Here is a 21,326-nt window from a genome sequence, read left to right as displayed (position 1 = left end):
AGAGACGTCTTGCCATGATCCACATGGCCGATCGTCCCAATGTTGCAGTGCGGCTTGTTCCGCTCAAACTTCGCCTTGGCCATCGTCCTAGGTCCCGCTCCGAGAATGTCGATCCAGAAGCCGCCTGTGCGAAGATGCTGCCCGATGGGAGCGCGTCCACCCTGGAGCGGGTGAGGGGAATCGAACCCCCGTAGCCAGCTTGGAAGGCTGGTGCTCTACCATTGAGCTACACCCGCGCGCCAAAGGCGGTGACTGTAGTCAGGAGCTCTTGCCGACAGGCGCAAGCCCACTGCCATCGGGGAATATGGAGGGGGCTGGATTCGAACCAGCGTAGGCGCAAGCCAACGGATTTACAGTCCGTCCCCTTTAGCCACTCGGGCACCCCTCCTCAGTATCGCCAGTGCCGAGGCACCGACGCCGATGGAAGCCGGCGGGTTCAAGCGTTTTCGCGGCGGCCTGTCAATCGCCCCCTCGGCAGATCAGACAGGCCTTTCGTCGACGATCACGCGGCCATCGGCGGGCAGGCTGCCCGGCGCGCGCAGCTCCACCGCGCCGCGCAGCTTCGTCACGGCGCGCAAGGTCTCCGCCAGCGCGGCCTCCAGGCCGGATTCGGCGCTTTCGGCGAGAAGGCGCATCTCGTCCACCTCCGCCTGCCGTGTCACGACGAGGCGCAGGCGGCCCAGCGCCGGATGCAGGCGCCCGATCTCGGCGATCTGCTCGGGGCGCACGAACATGCCCTTCACCTTTGCGGTCTGGTCGGCACGCCCCATCCAGCCCTTGATGCGCGCCCCGCCCGGCAGGAACGCCGACATGTCGCCCGGCGAGAAGCGCAGGATCGGGTGCGCGGGGTCGGGCACCGTCACGACCACCTCCCCCACCTCGCCTTCGGGCAGGGGCTCGCCGGTGCCGGGGCGCACGATTTCCAGCACGATGCCCGGCGCCACCGCCATGCCCGGCGCGCCATCCGCCGTGCCATGCGCGATCAGGCCGAGCTCGGCCGTGCCATAGGCCTCGATGGCCTTGATGCCGCGCCCCGCCACCCATTCCCGCAGCGAGGGCGGGAAGGCCGCGCCCGAGACGACCGCGCATGTGATGCAGGAGGCATCGATTCCCGCGCGATCCGCCGCCTCCAGCAGGATCTTCAGGAAATCCGGCGTGCCGGTGTAGGCCCCGGGCCGGTACGCCTCCAGCACATGCAGCAGCGCCTCGGTATTGCCGGGGCCGCCGGGGATGACGGCCGCGCCCAGGCTGCGCGCGGCCGAATCGAAGATGAAGCCGCCGGGCGTGAGGTGATAGGCTAAGCAGTTGAGGACGATGGTCCCCGCCCCGATTCCCGCCTCGGCCAGGGCCGGGGCGAAGCGCCAGGGGTCAGGGCGGTCGGGCATGCCCTCGAAGATCGGCCCCGGCGAAGCGAAGAGCCGCGCGAAGCCCGCCGGCGCCGTCGCGAATCCGGCAAAGGGCGGCGCGGCCTTCTGCATCGCCGGCAGGCCGGATTTCCGCAGCACGGGCAGGTCCCGCAGCTGGGCGGCCGCAGGATCCACCGCGCCGAGATGCGCGCGCCAGCCCGGCAGGGCCAGGGCCGCGCGAAGGCTTTCCGCCAGCTGGGTCATTCGTTCCGTCTCCCGTTTCCGCGAGTCGGATCACGCATTCCAGCCCGCGGCAAGCCGGTCTATCCAGGCGGGGCATGCCGCGCCGCTTCCTCTTCCTGCAGGGCCCCACCTCGCCCTACGCCGCCGAGGTCGCGCGCGGGCTCGTGGCCCTCGGGCACGAGGCGCGTCGCATCAACCTCTGCCTGGGCGACAAGCTCTTCTGGCGCGGGCCCGGCGCCACCGACTATCGCGGGCGCTTCGAGGACTGGCGCGCCTTCATCGCCGCCTACCTGCGCGAGCAAGCCATCACGGACATGGTCCTGCTCGGCGAGCAGCGGCCCTACCACAAGCCTGCCATCGCCGCGGCCCGGCCGCTCGGCATCGCGGTGACGGTCACGGATTTCGGCTATCTCCGCCCCGACTGGCTGGCGGTGGAGTGCGACGGCATGAACGGCGAAAGCCGCTTCCCACGAGACCCCGCCGAGATCCTGGCCCGGGCCGCCGCCCTGCCCCCGCTCGACCGCCGCGTGCTCCACCGGGACAGCTTTCCGCGCCGGGCGGTCTGGGACATGGCCTATCACCTGACGAACCTGCTGCCCTGGCCCTTTCCTCATTACCGGCGGGCCACGCTGCACCATCCGCTGCTGGTCTATCCCGCCATGGGCTGGCGGCTGCTCGGCCAGGGCCGGGCGGCGCGCGAGGCCGCCGCCCGCTTCGAAGCCGGCAAGGCGCGGGGGCCCGTCTTCCTCTTCGCCATGCAGATGGAGAACGACTATTCCATCCGCGCCTATTCGCCCTACCCCGACATGGACACCCCGCTGCGCGAGACCGCGCTGAGCTTCGCGCGCCACGCGCCGGCGGGCGCGCGGCTGGCCGTGAAGCCCCATCCGCTCGACCCCGGCCTCAAGAACTGGCGCCGGCGGATCGGGCGGATCGCGCGCGAGGCCGGGATCGAGGGCCGCGTGGACTATCTCGGCGCCGGCCCCCTGGAGCCGCTGCTGCCGCGCCTGGCCGGGCTCGTCACCGTGAACAGCACGGCGGGGCTCTCGGCGCTGGAGGCGGGCACGCCCACGCTGGCGATGGGCCAGGCGATCTATCGCATCCCGGGCCTCGCCTTCGAAGGTTCGCTGGACGATTTCTGGACCCGGGCAGGCCCGCCGGACCCGGCCCTGGTGGCGGCCGCGATCCGGCTGCTGGGCGCGGCCCATCATGTGCGGGGGGCCTATTACGCGCGCCCCGCCCTCGACACGGCGGTGGCGCAGACGGTCCGTCGGCTACATGAAGGGCGGGTGAACCTGCCGCTCGATTGACACCGGGCGCCGCGCCCGGGGAAAACGGCACAAATCAGAAGGCCACGGCTTGCACGTCATCCTGGATCTCTGCCGCCTGCTCTCCGCGGGCTGGCGCGGCAAGGCCGCCGGGATCGACCGCGTGGAGCTGGCCTACGCCCGGCATTTCGGCGCGCGCGCGACCTATGCCGGACGCAGCCGCTGGACCTCCTATGCCGCCATTCCCCCGCGCATCGCCCTCGGCCTCGCCGAGGCCATCGAAGCCGAGAACTGGCAACGCGCCCGTTTCTTCGCGGGGCTCGGCTACAGCTTCCTCGGCGGGGGCGGCGGGCGCGCCGCGCTGCGGCACCGGGTGGAGCGGCAGCCCAGCGTCTTCATCAACGTCTCGCATACCGGCATGCACGAAGCCGCGCCGGTCGCGGCGGTCAAGCACATGGGCGCGCGCTTCCTGCCCATGCTGCACGACCTCATCCCCATCACCCATCCGGAATTCGCGAGTCCGCTGCAGATTCGCCGCCATCCCCTGCGCGTGGCCAATATCCTGAAGCTCGCGGACGCGCTGCTCATCAGCTCGCTCGCGACGGGCGACGCGCTGGCCGCGATCATGCCGGGCCACCTGCTGCCGCCCATGCACCTGGCCCGCTTCGGCGCGGACCTCGCGGCCTGCAAGCCCGTGCCGCCGCCGGTCGCGGCCTCGCCGGGAGAGCCCTATTTCGTCATCCTCGGCACGATCGAGCCACGCAAGAACCACCTGATGCTGCTCAATGTCTGGCGGGAGCTGCCGCCGGGCCCGAAGCTGCTGATCGTGGGCCAGCGCGGCTGGGAGTCCGAGGCCGCCTTCCGCCTGCTGGACCGGCACGAAGGCTTTGGCGGCCGCGTGCAGGAGCTTGGCCGCCTCAACGATGCCGAGACGGCGGCCACCATCCGCGGCGCCCGCGCCCTCCTCTTCCCGAGCTTCGTGGAAGGCTACGGCATTCCGCTGGTGGAGGCCCTGGCGATGGGCGTGCCGGCCATCTGCGCCCATACCGCGGCTCTCGTCGAACTGGGCGGCGGGGTGGCGGATTTCCTGGATCCGCTGGACGGACCGGGCTGGCGGGATGCGATCCTGGACTATGCCCGCCCGGACAGCCCGAGGCGCGCGGCGCAGCTCGCCCGCATCCCGGACTGGCGGGCGCCGACCTGGTCCCATCATTTCGAGGTGGTGGAGGCGGTGGTGGGGGAACTCGCCTCCGGTCAGGCCGCCACGCCGACGCTGCGGTAGTTGCGCGCGAAGTAGAGCAGCGCGGCTTCCACGCCCTCGCCGAGGCGAATGGCCTCGATCTCCGCGAAGACCACGAGATGCGTCCCTTTCTCCACCATGTCGGAGATGCGGGCGTCGAAGGCCACGACGGCGCCGTCCAGCACCGGCGCCCCGGTGACGAGCTTGTCCCAGCTGCCGGCCTGGAAGCGGTCCTCGCCCTCGGCCCCGGTGAAGCCAGCGAAGACGCCGGAGAGATCCTCCTGCCCGGCCGCCAGCGTGTTCACGCAGAGCACGCCGTTCTTCCGGAAGGTCTCGCAGGAGGACACATTGCGGTTCATGCAGACGAGCAGCGTGGGCGGGCTGTCGGTGACGCTGCACATGGCGCTCGCGGTGAAGCCGGCGCGGCCCGCCGGCCCATCCGTGGTGATGATGTTCACGGCCGCGCAGAGGCGGGCCATGGCATCACGGAATTCCTTGCGCTCGACCGGCATCACAACTCCTAACCGCATCCCGTATGGCGGATAGCTTCCACCATGGCGGAAATTCGCGTTCCTGTATCGTCGCCATCCGTGCCGATGGCAATTTCCTGGAGCGGGGGCGGCTCGCCGCCGAAGGCCCGGCGCCAATCGGCGGCCAGGTCCACGCGCTCCTCGAACCACCGGCCCTGGGGTGATCCAGCGGGGCGCAGCACGCGGACGCAGCCGATGCCCGGGATCCAGGGGCTCGGGAAGAAGTCGGGCTCCTGACCCGTGCCGCCCCAGACGTAGATGAGAACGCTGCGCGGCAGCACGTGCCGCCCGGCCGCGACCTGCGCGATGGCGTGCTGCGCACGCTGCCAGGCGGTGACGCGGGGCGGCCAGCCCGCGAAGCCGGCGGTGATGGCCAGCGCGCGGTCATCGCCGCCACGCCGCGTCAGCAGCGTGGCCGGCGGCCCCGCATCCACGCGCCAGCGCCAGCCGAGGCATCCCGCCTCGCCGCGCATGCGCTTCCAGACGAAGCTCCCGGTTCCCTGCGCCTCGACGGCGATGCCCTGGGGATGCGGATGGAAGGAGGCGGGGCGAAGCCCGTCATACTCGCCATGCGTCCAGCCTTCGGCCGAAAGCGTGGGATGCAGCGAGGCCCGCGCGGCCGCGGGCGCCAGCGCAGCGGAGGTTACGACAGCGAGCATGGCGCGTCTGTCCATCCTCCCCTACATGGCTGTGATCACGGGCAAAGCCAAGTGAGATCAGACATGGGGAGTTCAGGCATGACCAGCATCAGCATCGCCGCGACGGATGGCAGCGGCAGCTTCGACGCGCTTCTCGTGACACCGAAGACCCAGCCGGCCGGCGCCGTCGTGCTGATCCAGGAGATCTTCGGCGTGAACAGCGCCATGCGCGCGCTCTCCGAATGGGTCGCGGATATGGGCTTCATCGCGCTGACGCCCGACCTCTTCTGGCGGCAGAAGCCCGGCGTGGTGCTGGAGCCCGACCAGGGCCAGGCCCAGTGGGAGCAGGCCTTCGCCTACATGAACGGTTTCGACCAGGAGAAGGGCCTTGCCGACCTCGCCGCCGCCATCGCCACGGCGCGCCAGCTCTCGGGCGCCAACGGCAAGGTCGGCACCATGGGCTTCTGCCTCGGCGGGCGCATGGCGGTGAAGACCGCGATTGGCACCGATGCCGAGTGCCATGTGAGCTACTACGGCGTCGGCCTGGATGGGCTGCTGGCCGAGAAGCCGTCCTTCCGCGCACCGCTGCTCATGCACATCGCCGAGAAGGACAAGTTCGTCCCGGCCGAGGCGCAGGCGAAGATCCTCTCTGCCGTGGCAGGCGACCCGATGGTGAGCGCGCATGTCTATCCGGGCGTGGACCACGCCTTCGCCCGCATGGGCGGCCATTCCTGGGACGCGCGCGCGGCCGCCATCGCCAATGGCCGGACCGCCGAGTTCCTGACGCGCTACCTCGGATAACCCCCGCCGCCCCGGCGACGCGCACCGGGCGCAGCCCTCGCGCGACCGGCATTACATTTCTCTGCATGAAATGACCGGCGGGCGGTGGCATGGTCCGGGCCATGTCGCCGCTCGCCGCCCATGCCGCGGTCCGCTTTGGCCTGGGGGCACGCCCCGATGCCCCCCTTCCCGCGGATCCGCAGCCCTGGCTCGCCGCGCAACTCCGCCCGGCGGAGGCGCCCGGTCCCGGCCTGCGCGAGATCCAGGACGCACTCCGCGCCCAGCGGCGCGACATCCGCAACCCCGGCGTGGGCGACATCTTCCGCGCTGAATCCACCGCCTGGGCCGCGCGCATGATCCAGACGCGCCAGCCCTTCGCCGAGCGATGGGCGAATTTCTGGACCAACCACCTCACTGTCAGCCGCCGCGCCTTCCAGACCACGGCCTGGCTCGGCCACTACCAGCGGATCGCCATCCGCGCGAATGCCTTCGGCCGCTACGACGAGCTGCTGCTCGCCGCCTACCGGCATCCGGCCATGCTCGGCTACCTCGACCAGAACTTCTCCACCGGGCCCACGAGCCCGGTCGGCCGGCGCGGGCGCGGGCTGAACGAGAACCTGGCGCGTGAGTGCCTGGAGCTGCACACCGTCACCCCCGCCGCGCGCTACACCCAGCGCGACGTCGCGGCACTGGCCCGCATCCTCACCGGCTGGTCGCATGGCCGCGGCGCGCAGTTCCAGGAGCCCGACGGCTTCCTCTTCCGCGCCGACGCGCATGAGCCCGGCCCGAAGCGCCTGCTCGGCCAGGACTTCCCGGCCGGCGAGGAGGGCGGCATCGAGGCGCTCCGCTTCCTCGCCAACCATCCCTCCACCCACCGCGCGCTGGCGCTGAAGCTCGCGCGGCACTTCATCGCCGATGCGCCGCCGCCGGCCAGCGTGGCCTGGATCGAGGACGCGCTCCGCCGCAGCAATGGCGATCTCGCCTGGGCGGCGCGGGCGCTCTTCACCGAGCCGGAGGCGCAGCGGCCCCTCCGCAAGATCCGCAGCGGGCAGGACTATGCGATCGCCGTGCTCCGCGCGCTGGGCATGGGGGCGGAGGCCGCGCCCATCCTGCTCGCGACGATGAACCGGCTGGACCAGTCGCTCTGGAACGCGCCGGCGGCCAATGGCTGGTCCGACGACGCCACCGAATGGGCCGCGCCCGAGCAGCTCATGCGCCGCCTCGAATGGGCGAGCGAGATGGCCGGGCGCGCCAATACCGCCCCGGATGCGCTGGCGCAGACCCTGCTCGGCCCCCTCGCCCGTGCGGAGACCGAGGCCGGAATCGCCCGCGCCGGCTCGGCACGCGAGGCGGCGATCCTGATCCTCGCGAGTCCGGAGGCGCAGCGCCGATGACCACGCCCCCAGGTTCCCTGCCCCGGCGTTCCCTCCTGCTCGGCCTCGGCGCCACGGCGCTGGGCGGCACGCGCCTCGCCTTCGCGGAGGGGCCGGCGGGGGACAAGCGCTTCGTCGTTGTCCAGCTGCGCGGGGCGCTGGATGGGCTGGCCGCCGTCGCGCCCTATGGCGACCCCGATTTCGCGACGCTGCGCGGCGCGCACGCGCCGCCGGAACCGGGCCAGGATGGCGGCACGCTCGACCTCGGCGGCCGGTTCGGACTGCACCCGGCGCTGCCGAAGCTGCACGCGCTCTACGCGCGCGACGAGGCGCTGGTGCTGCACGCCGTCGCGGGCCCCTGGCGCAGCCGCAGCCATTTCGAGGCGCAGGACCTGATGGAATGCGGCTCCACCCAGCGCCTGCGCGACGGCTGGCTGAACCGCGCACTCGCCGCCATGCCGGCCGAGCCGCGCGGCGCCGCCCGGCGCGGGCTGGCGGTGGGCATGGACGTGCCGCTGCTGATGCGCGGGCCGGCGCGGGTGGGCAGCTATGCCGCGCCGGGCCGTGCGCGCGCCGAGACGCACACGCTGGCGACGCTCGCGCGCTGGCATCGCGCCGACCCGCAGCTCGGCGCGCCCTTCGCCGAGGGGCTGCGCTCGCGCGGCTTCTCCGCCGCGGTGCTGTCTGGGCAGGAACCGCCGCCACCGGGGACAAGCAGCTTCGCGACCATGGCCGGGGCGGCCGGGCGCCTGATGGCCGATGCGCGCGGCCCGCGCGTGGCGGCGATGGAGCTCGGCGGCTGGGACACGCATGCGACGCAGGGGCCGCGCCTGGCCGGCGCGCTGCGCGTGCTGGATGACGGGCTGGACGCGCTGCGCCTCGGCCTCGGTCCCGCCTGGGCGCAGACGGTGGTGCTGGTGATGACGGAGTTCGGACGCACCGCGCGCATCAACGGCACGCAGGGCACGGATCACGGCACCGGCGGCGTCGCTTTCCTGCTGGGGGGCGCGGTGCGCGGCGGGCGCGTGGTGGCGGACTGGCCGGGGGTGGCGCCCGGCAAGCTCTTCGAGGGGCGCGATCTCGCGCCGACCATGGACCTGCGCCGTGTCAGCAAGGCCGTGCTGGCCGACCACCTTGGCCTGCCTGCCCCCGCGCTCCTGCGCGCCTTCCCCGGCAGCAATGCCGTGGCGCCGCTACCGGGCTTGCTGACCGCCTGATCGGCGAAGAAGCAAGGGGCGACCGCGCCTCCCGGCGCCTGACGGCGAGAAGCAAGCGGCGGCGTCAGCTCCCGCGATACGTCGTGTAGCTGTAGGGGGCGACCAGCAGCGGCACGTGGTAATGCGCGTCGCCGCCGAGCGTGAAGGCCAGCGTCACCTCGTCCAGGAAGGGCGGATCGGCGAGTGCCACGCCCTCGGCACGGAAGTAGTCGGCCACACGGTAGACCAGCTGATAGCGGCCCGGCCGGTACTCCTTCTCCGGCAGCAGGCCCTGGGGGCCGCGGCCGTCCGCGTTGGTGATGCCCTCGGCCAGCAACACGCGCCCCTCGTCCTCGATCCGGTAGAGGCGGAAGCCCATTCCCGCCCCCGGGCGGCCCTGGGCGGTATCGAGAACATGGGTCGAAAGTCGGTCCATCGCCTGTTTCCTCTGGGCTCCGCGCAAGGCTGGCGCGCGGATGCGGCCGTTGGCAAGCGCGCGTCTCATGATTTAAGCCCGCGTCGAGGAGCCAGCGCATGCCCGATACCGTCGCCCCCAATCTCGTCGCCGCCGTCAGCGAGGCCCGCCATTGGCAGCGGCTGATGGAGATGGGCGCGATCGGCGGCTTCACCGATGCCGACGGCAACGAGGGCGTGAACCGCGCCTGCCTGACCGAGCTCGACCGCCAGGCCCGGCGCCTGCTGATCTCCTGGGCCGGGCAGGCCGGGCTCGCGGTCACCATCGACGCGCTCGGAAACCTCTTCCTGCGGCATGAGGGCACGGTGCCCGGCCTCGCCCCCGTGGTGACCGGCAGCCATATGGACAGCCAGCCGCAGGGCGGGCGGTTCGACGGTATCTGGGGCGTGCTCGCCGCCTTCGAGGCGGTGCAGGCGCTGCGCGACGCGGGCGTCTCTACCCGCCGCCCCATCGAGGTCGTGGCCTGGACCAACGAGGAAGGCGGCCGCTACGCGCCGGGCTGCATGGGCAGCATGGCCTATGCCGGCTACGCCCCGCCCACCACATGGGATGCCGTGACGGACAAGGACGGCATCCGCTTCGGCGACGCTCTCCGCGAGCATCTGGCCGCCGAGGCCGATCTCACGCGCCGCCCGCTCGGCGTGGTCGAAGGATCCGCGCCTTTCGCGTATGTCGAGGCGCATATCGAGCAGGGCCCGCGGCTGGAGGCCGAGGGCCTGGATATCGGTGTGGTCACCGGCATCCAGGGCAGCCGGTGGTTCCTGGTCGAGATCTCGGGCAAGTCGGACCACGCGGGCACGACGCCGCTCGGCCTCCGCCAGGACGCCGTGCAGGACATGCTGCGCGCCATCACCGCGCTGAACGCGCTGATGCGCGACCCGACCGACGTGCTGCGCTTCACTGTCGCGCATATCGAGGTCGAGCCCAACACCTCGAACAGCGTCGCCTCCAAGGCGCGCTTCACCATCGACTTCCGCCACCCGGACAACGCGGTGCTGCAGGCGCGCGGCAATGCCATCGCCGGCGTGATCCAGTCCGCGCTGGCCACCTGCACGGCGACCGTGACCGAGCGCTTCCACGCCATCCCCACCGATTTCGCGCCGCTGGTTCCCGATGCCGTGGAGGCCGCCGCCCGCGCCCAGGGGCTGCGCGCGATCCGCATGCCCTCGGGCGCCTTCCACGACGCCCAGTTCATCCACCCCCTTTGCCCGACGGGAATGATCTTCGTTCCTTGCCGGGCAGGAATCTCGCACCATCCTGCCGAATACGCGGAGCCTGCGGCACTCGCCGCCGGAACCCGCGTGCTGGCCCAGGTCCTCGCGGACCTCGCGAACCGGGAAGAGGCCATATGACCGACGCACCGACCACCGAGCACCTGTCTCTCGCCAAGGACCGCATCCGCACGCTGCTGCTGGAGAACGTGGCCGAGACCGCCGTCGCCCTGCTGGGTGAGGAGGGCTACCACACCATCACGCGCGAGAAGAAAGCCCTGGAAGGCGCGGCGCTGAATGAGGCGGTGCGCGGCGTCCACATGCTGGGCATCCGCAGCCGCACCAACGTCACCAGGGAGGTGCTGGAGCATGCGGACCGGCTGATCACCATCGGCTGCTTCTGCATCGGCACCAACCAGGTGGATCTGGAAGCCGCCCGTCAGCGTGGCATCCCGGTCTTCAACGCCCCCTTCAGCAACACGCGCTCCGTCGCCGAACTCACGCTGGGCGAGATCGTGATGCTGCTGCGCGGCATCTTCCGCAAGTCCAACGCCGCCCATGCCGGCGAGTGGGACAAGTCGGCCGACGGCTACCGCGAGGTGCGCGGCCGGACGCTCGGCATCGTGGGCTACGGCAATATCGGCAGCCAGCTCTCGGTCCTGGCCGAGGCCTTCGGCATGCGCGTCATCTACTACGACACGGCCGCCAAGCTGCCGCACGGCAATGCCAGCCGCTGCGCCACGCTGGACGAGCTGCTGCACTGGTCGGACATCGTGACCGTGCACCTCCCCGAGACGCCGGCGACCATGAACATGATCGGCGCCGAGCAGATCGCGAAGATGAAGGCCGGCGCCTTCCTCATCAACAACGCCCGCGGCACCGTGCTCGACGTGGACGCGCTGGCGGCGGCGCTGAAGTCCGGCCACATCGCGGGCGCCGCGCTCGACGTCTTCCCCGAGGAGCCGAAGCGCAACGGCGACCCCTTCGTCTCGCCGCTCCAGGGCCTCGATAACGTGATCCTGACGCCGCATATCGGCGGCAGCACGGAGGAGGCCCAGGCCCGCATCGGCGAGGAGGTGGCGCGCCGCCTGGCCGACTACTCCGACACGGGCAGCACGGTGGGCGCGGTGAACTTCCCGCAGGTGGCCCTGCCCGCGCGGCCGACGGGCACGCGCTTCATGCATGTGCACCGCAACGCGCCGGGCGTGCTGGGCAACATCAACCAGGTCTTCTCCAGCCGCGGCGTGAACATCGCCGGCCAGTACCTGCAGACGGATGGCGACATCGGCTACGTCGTGGTGGATGCCGGCGCGACCCGCGACGGCGACGCCATCCTGGCCGAGCTGCGCGCCCTGCCCCACACGATCCGCGCGCGGCTGCTCTACGAAAGAGATTGATCCGTGCCGTCGGGCCGGGGGCGCGCGCTACGCGCTCGCGGCCCGAAGCAAACGCTTCAGACCGGCGGTCTCCGCTTCCGCGCGCGGCGGAAGCGCCACCAATCCTGGGCGGGACCCAGCAGCAGCAACGGCGTGGCGGCGAGCGTGAACAGCGCGAAGACCGCCGCCGTCCCGCGCGAACCGGAGGCGAAGGCGGCGACCGTCACGCCGGCGAGGGCGCCCACGATCACGAGCGCCAGCCCGAACAGGCCCAGGATCAGGCGGTGCCGCCCCGACAGCCATTCGGGCGGCGGAGCGCCAGGCTCCCGCACCTCACCCTGGCCGGTGACCTCGAAACGACGCTCCGGGTCCAGGCCGAAGGGCGCCCGCGCCGCCACGGCCCGCCAGGCTCAGCGGCGGATGACGATGCGGATGGGCTGCAGCTCGTAGCCCATTCGGCGCAGCTGCCGGCGGCGCCACCACATCGAGACGGCCGCGACCAGCCCGGCGCCCAGCGCCACGGGGATCAGCAGCCCGATGAAGAAGATGGCGAGAGCGACGAGCAGCAACCCGCCGGCGGCGAGCGCGAGCAGGATCGCCACGCCGCCGAGGCGCGCGACGAACGCGTTGAAGCCCGAGGGTGGCGGCGGCTGCCGGAACTCACCCTCCGGCGTCATGTCCAGAACCGGGCGGTTGGGGCGATGGTCGTCCATGGGGGAAGATGTTGCCTCAAGCGTTCCCCGCTTCAAGCCCCGTTTGCCGACGTTCCGCCCACGGCTTAAAGGCAAAGTGTAACAGGGAGGCGCATCATGCCGTTGCTCGGCTGCATCGCGGATGATTTCACCGGGGCCACGGACCTCGCCAGCACGCTCGTCCGGCAGGGGATGCGCGCCATCCAGGTGATCGGCGTTCCCGAAGGCCCGTTGCCGGATGCCGACGCCGTCATCATCGCGCTCAAGTCCCGCACCATCCCGGCGCGCGAGGCGGTGGCGCAGTCGCTCGCGGCCTGCGAGGCGCTGCTGGCGGCCGGGGCGAAGCAGATCCTCTTCAAATACTGCTCCACCTTCGACAGCACGGACGAGGGCAACATCGGCCCGGTCGCCGAGGCGCTGCTGAAGCGGCTGGACGGCGGCTTCGCCATCGCCTGCCCCGCCTTCCCCACCAATGGCCGCACCATCTACCAGGGGCATCTCTTCGTCGGGGGCGCGCTGCTGAGCGAGAGCGGGATGGAGAACCACCCGCTGACGCCCATGCGCGACGCCAACCTGGTGCGCGTGCTCGGACGCCAGACCGAAGGCAGCGTCGGCCTGCTGCCCTTCGCCACGGTCGAGCAGGGCGCCGCCGCCATCCGCCGCGAGGTGACGAAGCTGCGCGAGGCCGGGCGCCGCTTCGCCATCGCCGACGCGATCACCGACGCGCACCTCATGGCGCTGGGCGAGGCCTGCGCGAGCCACGCGCTGATCACCGGCGGCTCGGGCATCGCCATGGGCCTGCCGGAGAACTTCCGCCGGGCGGGCCTGCTGCCGGCGCGCGAGGACGCCGGCGCGCTGCCCGATGTGGGCGGGCTGACAGCCGTCGTCGCGGGCTCCTGCTCCCGCGCCACGCTCGGGCAGATCGGGCTGGCGCGCGACCACGTGCCGACGCTGGAGCTGGACGCGCTGGCGACACCCGATGCCGCCGCCCTGGCGAGCCAGGCGCGCGATTGGATGGCCGGCAAGCTCTCCGCCGAGCGCCCTGTCATCATCGCCGCCTCCGCCCCGCCGGACCGCGTGGAGGCGCTGCAGGCGAAGCTGGGGCGCGACGCCGCCGGTGCGCTGGTCGAGGAAGCCATGGCCGAAGTGGCGGAGGCGCTGGTCGCCGCCGGCGTGCGGCGCCTCGTGGTGGCGGGCGGGGAGACCTCGGGCGCGGTCGTGCAGCGGCTGGGCGTGCGGGCGCTGCGTATCGGCGGCGAGATCGATCCCGGCGTGCCCTGGACGCATGCCACGGCGACGGGAGCGCCGGAGGGCATGCACCTGGCGCTCAAGAGCGGCAATTTCGGCGCGCGCGACTTCTTCCTGAAGGCCTTCGCATGAGCGAGGAGACGCAGCGCCAGCTGCTGGTGGAGCTCGGCGCCTCGCTCTTCGCGCGCGGCTTCAGTGTGGGAAGCGCGGGCAATATCAGTGTCCGCCTCGCGGACGGATACCTGATGACGCCGACGAACTCCTCGCTCGGAAGGCTCGACGCGGCGCGGATCAGCAAGCTCGACCTCGGCTGGAAGCATGTGGGAGGCGACAAGCCGACCAAAGAGGTGTTCCTCCATCGCGCCTTCCTCGAGGCGCGACCCGATGCCGGCGCCGTGGTGCACCTCCACAGCACGCACGCCACCGCCATCTCCTGCCTGGAGGAGGCGGTGATCCCGCCGCTCACTCCCTATTTCGTGATGCGCGTCGGGCGCCGCCTGCCGCTGATCCCCTACTACCGCCCGGGCGATGCGGCGATGGAACCCGCGATCCACGCGGCAGCGAAGGAGGCCAAGGCGGTGCTGCTGGCCAACCACGGCCCCGTGATCTGCGGCCCCACCCTGACCGACGCGGTAAACGCGGCGGAGGAGCTGGAAGAGGCGGCGCGCCTCGCGCTGATGCTGCGCGGGTTGCAGCCGCGCCTGCTGACGCCGGCCCAGGTCGACGATCTGCTGACGACCTTCGGGTAGCGCGCGACCCCTTGCTCGCAGCCCGAGCCCTCGCGTCGGGCCGCGAGCGCGAAAGGAACCGCGCCCAGCCCACAACACACCAACGCACGATGCTCAACCCAAGCCGCCGCAGGCGGCGCCCGGCGCCCAGGGCATAAAAAACGCCGCCCTGGTTTCCCAGGGCGGCGCGTTTCACGCATAGACCGGCGTGATCAGGTCGGCATGTCGGTCGACGGAGCCGGAGCGGCCGCAGCGGCGGCGGCCTTCTTCGCGGCGCGGGTCGCGGCAGCCTTCTTGGCGGCCTCGGCGCGCTTCGGATCCTTCTTCGCAGCAGCGGCCTTCTTCGGGGCGGCGGCCTTCTTGGCGGCCGGCTTCTTGGCAGCGGCCTTCTTCGGGGCGGCAGCCTTCTTCGCAGCCGGCTTCTTGGCAGCGGCCTTCTTCGGGGCGGCAGCCTTCGTCGCAGCCGGCTTCTTGGCAGCGGCCTTCTTCGGGGCGGCGGCCTTCTTCGCGGCGCGGGTCGCGGCAGCCTTCTTGGCGGCCTCGGCGCGCTTCGGATCCTTCTTCGCAGCAGCGGCCTTCTTCGGGGCGGCGGCCTTCTTCGCAGCCGGCTTCTTGGCAGCGGCCTTCTTCGGGGCGGCAGCCTTCTTCGCAGCCGGCTTCTTGGCAGCGGCCTTCTTCGGAGCGGCGGCCTTCTTCGGGGCGGCAGCCTTCTTCGCGGCCGGCTTCTTGGCGGCAACGCGGCCGCGCGCCGTGGCAGGCTTCTTGGCGGTGCGGCGGGCGGCCGCCATCGCCATCGCCTGGGCGCGTGGCTTCACTTCGGTGGACTCGGTGGTATCGGTCATATGCTTCTCCTTGCGCGGTTGGCGCTCAAGAACCGGGTTCGACGCGCCGTGGCGGCGACGCGCCGCACGGGTAATTCACAACTCGGCCGGGCGGGCTCACCTCGGAAGAAAGCTCGGCGCGCCATCCGCGCTTCCGCTGGCATCAGGCGACGGCCCATGCCCTTCTCCCGGAAACATCGCCAGCGGAACTGCGCGCTGCCGATTTGGATCATCCGACCTGCTCGACGCTCACGCTGGTCTGCGACTCAGATGCTCTGTCCGTCTCGCTTCGCGCGGGATGCGCGATGTCTGGAACAGTCAAGCGAATCGCGCGTCAACGCGTGCGTTCGCAACGCTATCGGAATGCGAGAGTTGCGTGTCAAACACAATCTGCAATCGCGCGCGAAAATTCCTCTGCGATGAATCGCCGCCGCATCACCGCGCACAACGAAAGAGGCCGTCCGATCGCTCGGACGGCCTCTCGCAAACCGGCGGAACGCCTGGCTTTCAGCGCGCGCTCATCGGCGGCACCGGACGCTGCTCCACACCGGTGTAGAGCGAGAGCGGACGGATGAGGCGATTGTCGGCGAGCTGCTCGAACACGTGCGCGGACCAGCCGGTGATTCGGCTGCACACGAAGATCGGCGTGAAGAGAGGGATGTCGAATCCCATCAGGTAGTAGGCGGGGCCCGCCGGGAAATCGAGGTTCGGGTGGATGCGCTTCTCCTCGAGCATCACCTTGGCGAGCACGGCGGAGGTGTTCATCCACCGCTTGTCGCCCACCACCTCGGCCATGATCTCGGCGTACTTCTTCATCGTCGGGACGCGGCTGTCGCCCGACTTGTAGACGCGGTGGCCGAAGCCCATCACCAGCGCCTTGTGGTCGAAACGCTCGCGCAGCCAGGCTTCCGCCTCCTCCGGCGAGGGGATTTCCTTCAGCATGTGCATCACCGCCTCGTTGGCGCCGCCGTGCAGCGGGCCCTTCAGCGCCGCGATGCCCGCCGTGATCGCGCCATGAATGTCCGCCATGGTCGAGGAGACGGTGCGCGCGGTGAAGGTCGACGCGTTGAAGGTGTGCTCGGCGTACAGGATCATCGAGACGTCGAAGGCCTTGATCACCTCCTTCGCCGGCACCTTGCCGAAGACGACGTGGAAGAAGTTCTCGCTGTAGGAGAGCGAGGGGTCGGGCGCCACCGGCTCCATTCCCTTGGAAAGACGGAAGGCCGCGGCGACGGCGGTCGGCGCCTTCGCGAAGATCCGCATGGCCTTGCGGCGCTGCGCGGCATCTGAGATGTCGGCCCATTCCGGGTCCTCCATCCCCATGAAGCTGACCGCCGTGCGGATCGCGTCCATCGGGTGCGCGTCCTTCGGGAACTCGCGGATGACCTTCAGCAGCGCGGGGCTGAGCGCGCGGTTCTTCTTCTCCTCGGCCTGGAAGGCGGCGAGCTGCGCGGCGTTCGGCAGCTCCCCGTTCCAGAGTAGGTAGGCCACCTCGTCGAAGCTCGCCTGCTCGCAGAGATCCTGCACGGCATAGCCGCGGTAGGTGAGGCTGTTCGTCTCCGGCATCACCTTCGAGATGGTGGAAACATCGGCGTAGACGCCGACAAGGCCCTTCTTCAGATCAGGGGCGGCTTCGCTCATGGCATTCCTCATGCGGGTTATTGTGCGACGCAGCTTAACTTGGCGCCGCGCGCTGTCCATCGCCGCCGCCGATCCCGCTCACCGACACGTTCGCCTCGCGCCTGGCGGCCAGGCGGAGGCACTTCTCCATCATACGGAGAGGAGAGAGGTCCATGTTCAAGTCAGTCGCCGCGGCCCTCGCCACGGCCGGCCTGGCCCTGCCCGCCGCGGCGCAGAGGTCGGACGATTGCCTCGGGAATGGATGATCTATTTCCTGGGCTTCACGACCACGCCGACGCGGGAGGGCGGGCTGCCGGCCACGAGCTATTCGGTGACCCTGCAGGGGACGCGCCAGTACCAGTCGGTGCATGTGTCTCTCAGGCTGCCGTCGCGGCGGCTGATGCAGCAGCCCAGCTTGCCGCCCCTCGCAGGTCATCCTCGTGAATCTCGGAAGCGCGCCTGGGCAGGCGGTCGGTCGTAACGAGTTGCAGGCGGGCGCCGCAGGTTTCCTGCGCGGTCCGCGACGAGCCGGTCACCGGATGAGGAACGGTCCCGATCGGGAGCGGGATCCGATCGGGAACCTTGTCGCGGCCGATCCACCGCTTCGGTCATCAGACCCCGGCGGGCCGGGCGCGAGCGGGATCAGAAGATCCCGGGCCTGCTCTCGCCGAGCGCGCCCTTCGGCAGCGCAACATGAAGCGCGCCGAGCTCGCCGGCCTTCAGGCCCGCCAGGTTCTGCGCTGCCTCCAGGAAGCGGTTCGACTCACGGGCGGTGATGATGCCGTCCGTCAGCTCGCGGAACTTGCCGATGTACTGCGCGCGGCCGAAGGGCCGGGCGCCGCGCGGGTGGGCGTTGGCGACGCCGAGCTCGTCCACCTTCCTCGTGCCGTCCTTGAAGATGATCTCGACGCGGCCGCCGAAGGCGAGCGTGCCGGGATCGCGCGAGTGGTAGCGCTCCGTCCACTCCGGCTCCTCTTTGGTTTCGATCTTGTGCCAGAGGCGCACCGTGTCCGCCCGGCTCGCACGCCGGGGGGCGTAGCTGTCGACGTGGTGCCAGCTTCCGTCCTGCAGGGCGACGGCGAAGATGTACATAATGGAGTGGTCGAGCGTTTCGCGGCTCGCCTTCGGGTCCATCTTCTGCGGGTCGTTGGCGCCGGTGCCGATCACATGGTGGGTGTGATGGCTGGTGTGGATCACGATCCTCGCGATCGAATCCCAGTCGGTGATCCCGTCGCGCATGCGGAAGGCAAGGTCGATCAGCGCCTGGCTCTGGTACTCGCCCGAGTGCTCCTTGGTGAAGCTGTCCAGGATCGCGCGCTTCGGCTCCCCAGCGATGGGCAGCGGCACCTCGTAATAAATGGGGTCGTAGACGGTCTCGCGACCCTGGGTTTCGGCCTGCGTGCGGCCCGATAGAACCCAGGCGATCACGCTGTCCTCGCCCTCGTAGATCGGGCCCGGCGCGCCCTCGCCGCGCATGCAGCGGTCCACCGCCTCGATGGCGAGCTTGCCGGCATGGGCGGGGGCATAGGCCTTCCAGGAGCTGATCTCGCCCTTGCGGGACTGGCGAAAAGTGATCGAGGTGTGCAGCGCCTGCTGCACCGACTGGAAGATCACCTCCTGCCCGAGGCCGAGCAGCGTTCCGATCCCCGCCGCCTGCGCAGGGCAGAGATGGGCGATGTGATCCACCCGGTGCTCGTGCAGGCAGATGGCGCGCACCAGGTCGATATGGATCTCGTAGCCGGTGGCGATGCCTCGCAGCAGGTCGCGGCCCGACCGGCCCATCGCCTGCGCCACGGCCAGGATGGGCGGGATGTTGTCGCCGGGATGCGAGTAGTCGGCGGCGAGGAAGGTGTCGTGCATGTCGAGCTCGCGCACGGCAGTGCCGTTCGCCCAGGCCGCCCATTCCGGGCTGACGGTCATGCCCGCAGGCACGCCGAAGACCGTGGCGCCGCCCTTCCTCGCATGGCCGAGCGCCATGCCGCGCGCCGAGACAACGGGGCGGCGGTTGATGGCGGCGATGGCGACGGCGGCATTGTCGATGATCCGGTTGATGATCATCCCGGCCACGTCCTTCTGCACGGGGACCTTGTCCGCCGCGACGCCCGCGATCTTCCAGGCGAGCTGGTCCTCGCGCTTCAGCAGGGCCTTGGACGGATAGACTTTGACGGGGTTGAGCTGCATCGGCGCGTCCTCCGGTCCCGGACGGCTTGGCGGCGGTGGGATGCGCGCCTAGCCTGAACCCTCGATGGTGATGGGTGTGCATCTGGGCACGCCGCCATGCAGCGCAACTTGGGCAGGGGAATTCGGCGGAATGGCTTTTGATCTGGTCGTGCGGGGGGATCTGGTGCTCGCGGACCGCGTGCTGGAAGGCGGCTATATCGGCATCGAGGGCGGGACCATCGCCGCCATCGGCCAAGGCGCGCCGCCCGCCGCGGCCGAGGTCGCGGATCATCGTGGCAAGCTCGTCTTCCCCGGCCTCGTCGACGGTCACATGCACACGAGCAGTTCGACCGGCTGGTCCGGAATCGAGGGCGCGTCGATGTCCGCCGCCGCAGGTGGCGTCACGACCTGCGTGGACATGCCCTACGACGTGCCGCGCCCGGTGACGGATGCGCGCATCCTCGCCGAGAAGATCGAGGTCGTGAACGCGACCAGCCATGTGGACATGGCGCTCTACGGCACCATCCGGAAGGACGGCGGCGTGGAGGAGATCGCGGGGCTCGCCGATGCAGGCGTCTGCTCCTTCAAGCTCTCCACCTATGAATACGATGCCGTGCGCTTCCCGCGCATCGACCACACCACCATGGAGGCCGCCTTCCGCGAGATCGCGAAGACGGGCCTCATGGTCGGCATCCACAACGAGGACCAGGAGATCGTCGAGGGCGCCATCGCCGCCGCGCGCGCGACGGGCCGCACGGATCCCATCATGCACGCCCGCACCCGCCCGCCGCTCTGCGAGACGATGGCCGACCTCGCCATCTTCGAGATGGCGCTGGAGACGGGGGCGCACGTCCATATCGCGCACTCCTCCCTGGCGCGGGGCTTCGACCTCGCGGAGATGTTCCGCAAGCAGGGCGGCAAGACCTCGGGCGAGGCCTGCATCCAGTACCTCTGCATGACGGAGGAGGACCTCGTCCGCCTCCAGGGCTTCGGCAAGTGCAACCCGCCCTTCCGCACGTCGGCCGAGGTGGAGCGCATGTGGCAAAGCGTGGCCGAGGGGAAGGTCGCCTATGTCTCGACCGACCACGCGCCCTGGCCGCGCGAGAAGAAGGTCTACAATGGCGACATCTTCGCCTGCGGCGCCGGCCTCACCGGCCTGCAGAGCTTCGCGCCGCTGATGCTGACGCTGGTGACGGACCGCGGCTACTCGCCGACGCTCATGGCCTCGCTCTGCGCCGAGCGGCCGGCGAAATTCCACGGCCTCTTCCCCAAGAAGGGCGCGATCCGCCAGGGCTGCGACGCCGACCTGCTGGTGATGGAGCGCGGCGAGTTCCGCTTCGACGCGGCGCAGATCCAGGATCGCGAGAACGCCCGCTGGTCGCCCTATGATGGGATGATGATGAAGGGCCGCGTGGCGGCGACCTATCTGCGCGGCGGCTGCATCTGGGATGGCCAGAAGGTCCTGGCCACGCCCGGCACCGGCCGCTTCGTCCCCCGCCAGCACCGTGAGACCTTCGTCGGATGAGCGCTGCCGCGCTCAGGCCGCCAGCGGCGGCGCCCGGCGTCTGAGGGTATAAACTAGGCCAGCCCGGCCCAGCGCCGGGCGAGCGGCCGCATGTTCTCGTCCCAGCGCGTCAGCCCGGCGCAGGCATAGGCGATGCGCCGCTCGGAGATGGCCAGGAAGAGCGGCACGTGGCGCGCGCCGATCTGCTCCGGCACCCAGGAGAGGTCGGCGGGCCAGGACGCCGCGTCGGGACGGCGGTAGCTGGGCGCCAGGACGGCGCGCAGCGGCACCTTCCGCGCCTCGGGCGCCGTCTCGTAGCTGCCGCGATAGGCGGGCGTCTCGAAGAGGCGGCAGCTCGGGCAATCGGGCGCGCCCAGATAGACGATGAGCCGCCCGGCCTGCGGCGCGGGGCTGGAGAGCGGCACGGCGCCGTCCGGGCTCTCCTGCACGAGGCCGATGCGCGAGCGGCTGCCGTTGCTGCGGACGAAAAGCCCTTCGAACCGGCCGGGCGCGACCTCTCGCGCCTCGATCATCGCGTTGGAGGGTGTCACGATGAACAGGCTGCGCTGGCCTGGCGCCCCCGTGACCCGGGCCTCGACCTCGCGGGGATGCGCGCCCGCCCAGCCATAGTCGCTCAGGAGGCGCGGGCCTTCCGTGCCGTGCACCGACCAGGTGCGATAGCGGATGTCGCCCTCGACGGTCACCGTCCAGGTGCCTTGCAGGTTGCCCGGCTGCGGCACACCGGAGGCGAGCTGCGCCCTGCTGCCCGCGGGCAGGGTGGCGAGAAGGGGACCAGCGGCGAGAAGTGACCTGCGAACCGTCATGGCTGCGTAAGGATGTCTCGTTTTCGACTTTAGCTCCGTCATTCGGGACGGGA

The 21,326-nt window shown here is 70.9% G+C and carries 22 protein-coding genes and 2 tRNA genes; 12 read left to right on the top strand and 12 right to left on the bottom strand.

Annotated features, from left to right (window positions below):
- On the top strand, positions 1-194 hold a 194-nt coding region (locus tag WJM96_RS07440; protein WP_424811798.1), incomplete at its 5' end, for a hypothetical protein.
- On the opposite strand, the gene WJM96_RS07435 is transcribed toward WJM96_RS07440, so the two are convergent.
- From WJM96_RS07435 to WJM96_RS07425, 3 genes are all read right to left on the bottom strand, one after another.
- Positions 163-236 (bottom strand) — tRNA-Gly (locus WJM96_RS07435). The genes WJM96_RS07440 and WJM96_RS07435 overlap by 32 nt on opposite strands.
- 69 nt (positions 237-305) lie before the next feature.
- Positions 306-388: transfer RNA gene (locus tag WJM96_RS07430), tRNA-Tyr, on the bottom strand.
- Between the two features lie 91 nt (positions 389-479).
- On the bottom strand, positions 480-1,610 hold the full coding sequence (locus WJM96_RS07425; RefSeq protein ID WP_424811797.1) for a phenylacetate--CoA ligase family protein: 1,131 nt from the start codon (positions 1,608-1,610) through the stop codon (positions 480-482).
- Positions 1,611-1,684: 74 nt separating this feature from the next.
- On the opposite strand from WJM96_RS07425, the gene WJM96_RS07420 reads away from it, so the two are divergent.
- Positions 1,685-2,899, top strand: coding sequence for a capsule biosynthesis protein (locus WJM96_RS07420; protein WP_424811796.1), 1,215 nt, complete (start codon positions 1,685-1,687; stop codon positions 2,897-2,899).
- Positions 2,900-2,948: 49 nt separating this feature from the next.
- Entirely contained in the window at positions 2,949-4,139 is a 1,191-nt protein-coding gene (locus WJM96_RS07415; protein ID WP_424811795.1) for a glycosyltransferase family 4 protein, read from the top strand.
- Here the strand turns inward: WJM96_RS07415 and WJM96_RS07410 are convergent.
- A complete protein-coding gene (locus WJM96_RS07410; RefSeq protein ID WP_424811794.1) occupies positions 4,112-4,609 on the bottom strand; it encodes a flavin reductase in 498 nt (165 codons plus the stop codon). The genes WJM96_RS07415 and WJM96_RS07410 overlap by 28 nt on opposite strands.
- Before the next feature lie 8 nt (positions 4,610-4,617).
- Positions 4,618-5,286, bottom strand: coding sequence for a DUF3047 domain-containing protein (locus WJM96_RS07405; RefSeq protein ID WP_424811793.1), 669 nt, complete (start codon positions 5,284-5,286; stop codon positions 4,618-4,620).
- Positions 5,287-5,364: 78 nt separating this feature from the next.
- Here WJM96_RS07405 and WJM96_RS07400 point away from each other — a divergent pair, with 78 nt between their 5' ends.
- From WJM96_RS07400 to WJM96_RS07390, 3 genes are all read left to right on the top strand, one after another.
- Complete coding sequence (locus WJM96_RS07400; protein WP_424811792.1) at positions 5,365-6,066, top strand: dienelactone hydrolase family protein; 702 nt, start codon at positions 5,365-5,367, stop codon at positions 6,064-6,066.
- 101 nt (positions 6,067-6,167) lie between these two features.
- Positions 6,168-7,439, top strand: coding sequence for a DUF1800 domain-containing protein (locus WJM96_RS07395; RefSeq protein WP_424811791.1), 1,272 nt, complete (start codon positions 6,168-6,170; stop codon positions 7,437-7,439).
- Positions 7,436-8,635 (top strand): DUF1501 domain-containing protein, encoded by a 1,200-nt coding sequence (locus WJM96_RS07390; RefSeq protein WP_424811790.1) that lies wholly within the window; start codon positions 7,436-7,438, stop codon positions 8,633-8,635. The genes WJM96_RS07395 and WJM96_RS07390 overlap by 4 nt, the downstream gene beginning before the upstream one ends.
- Positions 8,636-8,699: 64 nt before the next feature.
- On the opposite strand, the gene uraH is transcribed toward WJM96_RS07390, so the two are convergent.
- On the bottom strand, positions 8,700-9,050 hold the full coding sequence (gene uraH / locus WJM96_RS07385) for a hydroxyisourate hydrolase (RefSeq protein ID WP_424811789.1): 351 nt from the start codon (positions 9,048-9,050) through the stop codon (positions 8,700-8,702).
- Between the two features lie 98 nt (positions 9,051-9,148).
- On the opposite strand from uraH, the gene WJM96_RS07380 reads away from it, so the two are divergent.
- Complete coding sequence (locus tag WJM96_RS07380) at positions 9,149-10,441, top strand: Zn-dependent hydrolase (RefSeq protein WP_424811788.1); 1,293 nt, start codon at positions 9,149-9,151, stop codon at positions 10,439-10,441.
- Complete coding sequence (gene serA / locus WJM96_RS07375) at positions 10,438-11,697, top strand: phosphoglycerate dehydrogenase (RefSeq protein ID WP_424811787.1); 1,260 nt, start codon at positions 10,438-10,440, stop codon at positions 11,695-11,697. The genes WJM96_RS07380 and serA overlap by 4 nt, the downstream gene beginning before the upstream one ends.
- Positions 11,698-11,753: 56 nt before the next feature.
- Here serA and WJM96_RS07370 read toward each other — a convergent pair whose 3' ends face one another.
- Together WJM96_RS07370 and WJM96_RS07365 are read right to left on the bottom strand one after the other, a co-directional pair.
- Complete coding sequence (locus WJM96_RS07370; RefSeq protein WP_424811786.1) at positions 11,754-12,074, bottom strand: hypothetical protein; 321 nt, start codon at positions 12,072-12,074, stop codon at positions 11,754-11,756.
- 12 nt (positions 12,075-12,086) lie between these two features.
- Positions 12,087-12,389, bottom strand: a complete 303-nt coding sequence (locus WJM96_RS07365) for a hypothetical protein (protein WP_424811785.1) — start codon at positions 12,387-12,389, stop codon at positions 12,087-12,089.
- A gap of 96 nt (positions 12,390-12,485) precedes the next feature.
- On the opposite strand from WJM96_RS07365, the gene otnK reads away from it, so the two are divergent.
- Entirely contained in the window at positions 12,486-13,748 is a 1,263-nt protein-coding gene (gene otnK, locus WJM96_RS07360) for a 3-oxo-tetronate kinase (RefSeq protein WP_424811784.1), read from the top strand.
- Positions 13,745-14,365, top strand: coding sequence for an aldolase (locus WJM96_RS07355; protein WP_424811783.1), 621 nt, complete (start codon positions 13,745-13,747; stop codon positions 14,363-14,365). Before otnK ends, WJM96_RS07355 begins: the two co-directional genes overlap by 4 nt.
- Positions 14,366-14,556: 191 nt before the next feature.
- Here WJM96_RS07355 and WJM96_RS07350 read toward each other — a convergent pair whose 3' ends face one another.
- Together WJM96_RS07350 and WJM96_RS07345 are read right to left on the bottom strand one after the other, a co-directional pair.
- Positions 14,557-15,186: a hypothetical protein gene (locus WJM96_RS07350; RefSeq protein ID WP_424811782.1), complete on the bottom strand. Its 630-nt coding sequence runs from the start codon at positions 15,184-15,186 to the stop codon at positions 14,557-14,559.
- 486 nt (positions 15,187-15,672) lie between these two features.
- Complete coding sequence (locus tag WJM96_RS07345; RefSeq protein ID WP_424811781.1) at positions 15,673-16,806, bottom strand: bifunctional 2-methylcitrate synthase/citrate synthase; 1,134 nt, start codon at positions 16,804-16,806, stop codon at positions 15,673-15,675.
- A gap of 241 nt (positions 16,807-17,047) precedes the next feature.
- On the opposite strand from WJM96_RS07345, the gene WJM96_RS07340 reads away from it, so the two are divergent.
- A complete protein-coding gene (locus tag WJM96_RS07340; protein WP_424811780.1) occupies positions 17,048-17,266 on the top strand; it encodes a hypothetical protein in 219 nt (72 codons plus the stop codon).
- 161 nt (positions 17,267-17,427) lie between these two features.
- Here the strand turns inward: WJM96_RS07340 and WJM96_RS07335 are convergent, their stop codons facing one another.
- Complete coding sequence (locus tag WJM96_RS07335; protein WP_424811779.1) at positions 17,428-18,966, bottom strand: MmgE/PrpD family protein; 1,539 nt, start codon at positions 18,964-18,966, stop codon at positions 17,428-17,430.
- A 130-nt stretch (positions 18,967-19,096) separates the two neighbouring features.
- Here WJM96_RS07335 and WJM96_RS07330 point away from each other — a divergent pair, with 130 nt between their 5' ends.
- Positions 19,097-20,470 (top strand): dihydroorotase, encoded by a 1,374-nt coding sequence (locus WJM96_RS07330; RefSeq protein WP_424811778.1) that lies wholly within the window; start codon positions 19,097-19,099, stop codon positions 20,468-20,470.
- 53 nt (positions 20,471-20,523) lie between these two features.
- Here WJM96_RS07330 and WJM96_RS07325 read toward each other — a convergent pair whose 3' ends face one another.
- Positions 20,524-21,273: a hypothetical protein gene (locus tag WJM96_RS07325; RefSeq protein WP_424811777.1), complete on the bottom strand. Its 750-nt coding sequence runs from the start codon at positions 21,271-21,273 to the stop codon at positions 20,524-20,526.
- Between the last annotated feature and the right edge of the window lie 53 nt (positions 21,274-21,326).

It is taken from the genome of Roseococcus sp. YIM B11640 (genome assembly GCF_049727625.1).
Classification (GTDB): domain Bacteria; phylum Pseudomonadota; class Alphaproteobacteria; order Acetobacterales; family Acetobacteraceae; genus Roseococcus.
The sequence above is the reverse complement of the archived record's forward strand: the minus strand, read 5'-3'. Positions and strand labels throughout refer to the sequence as shown.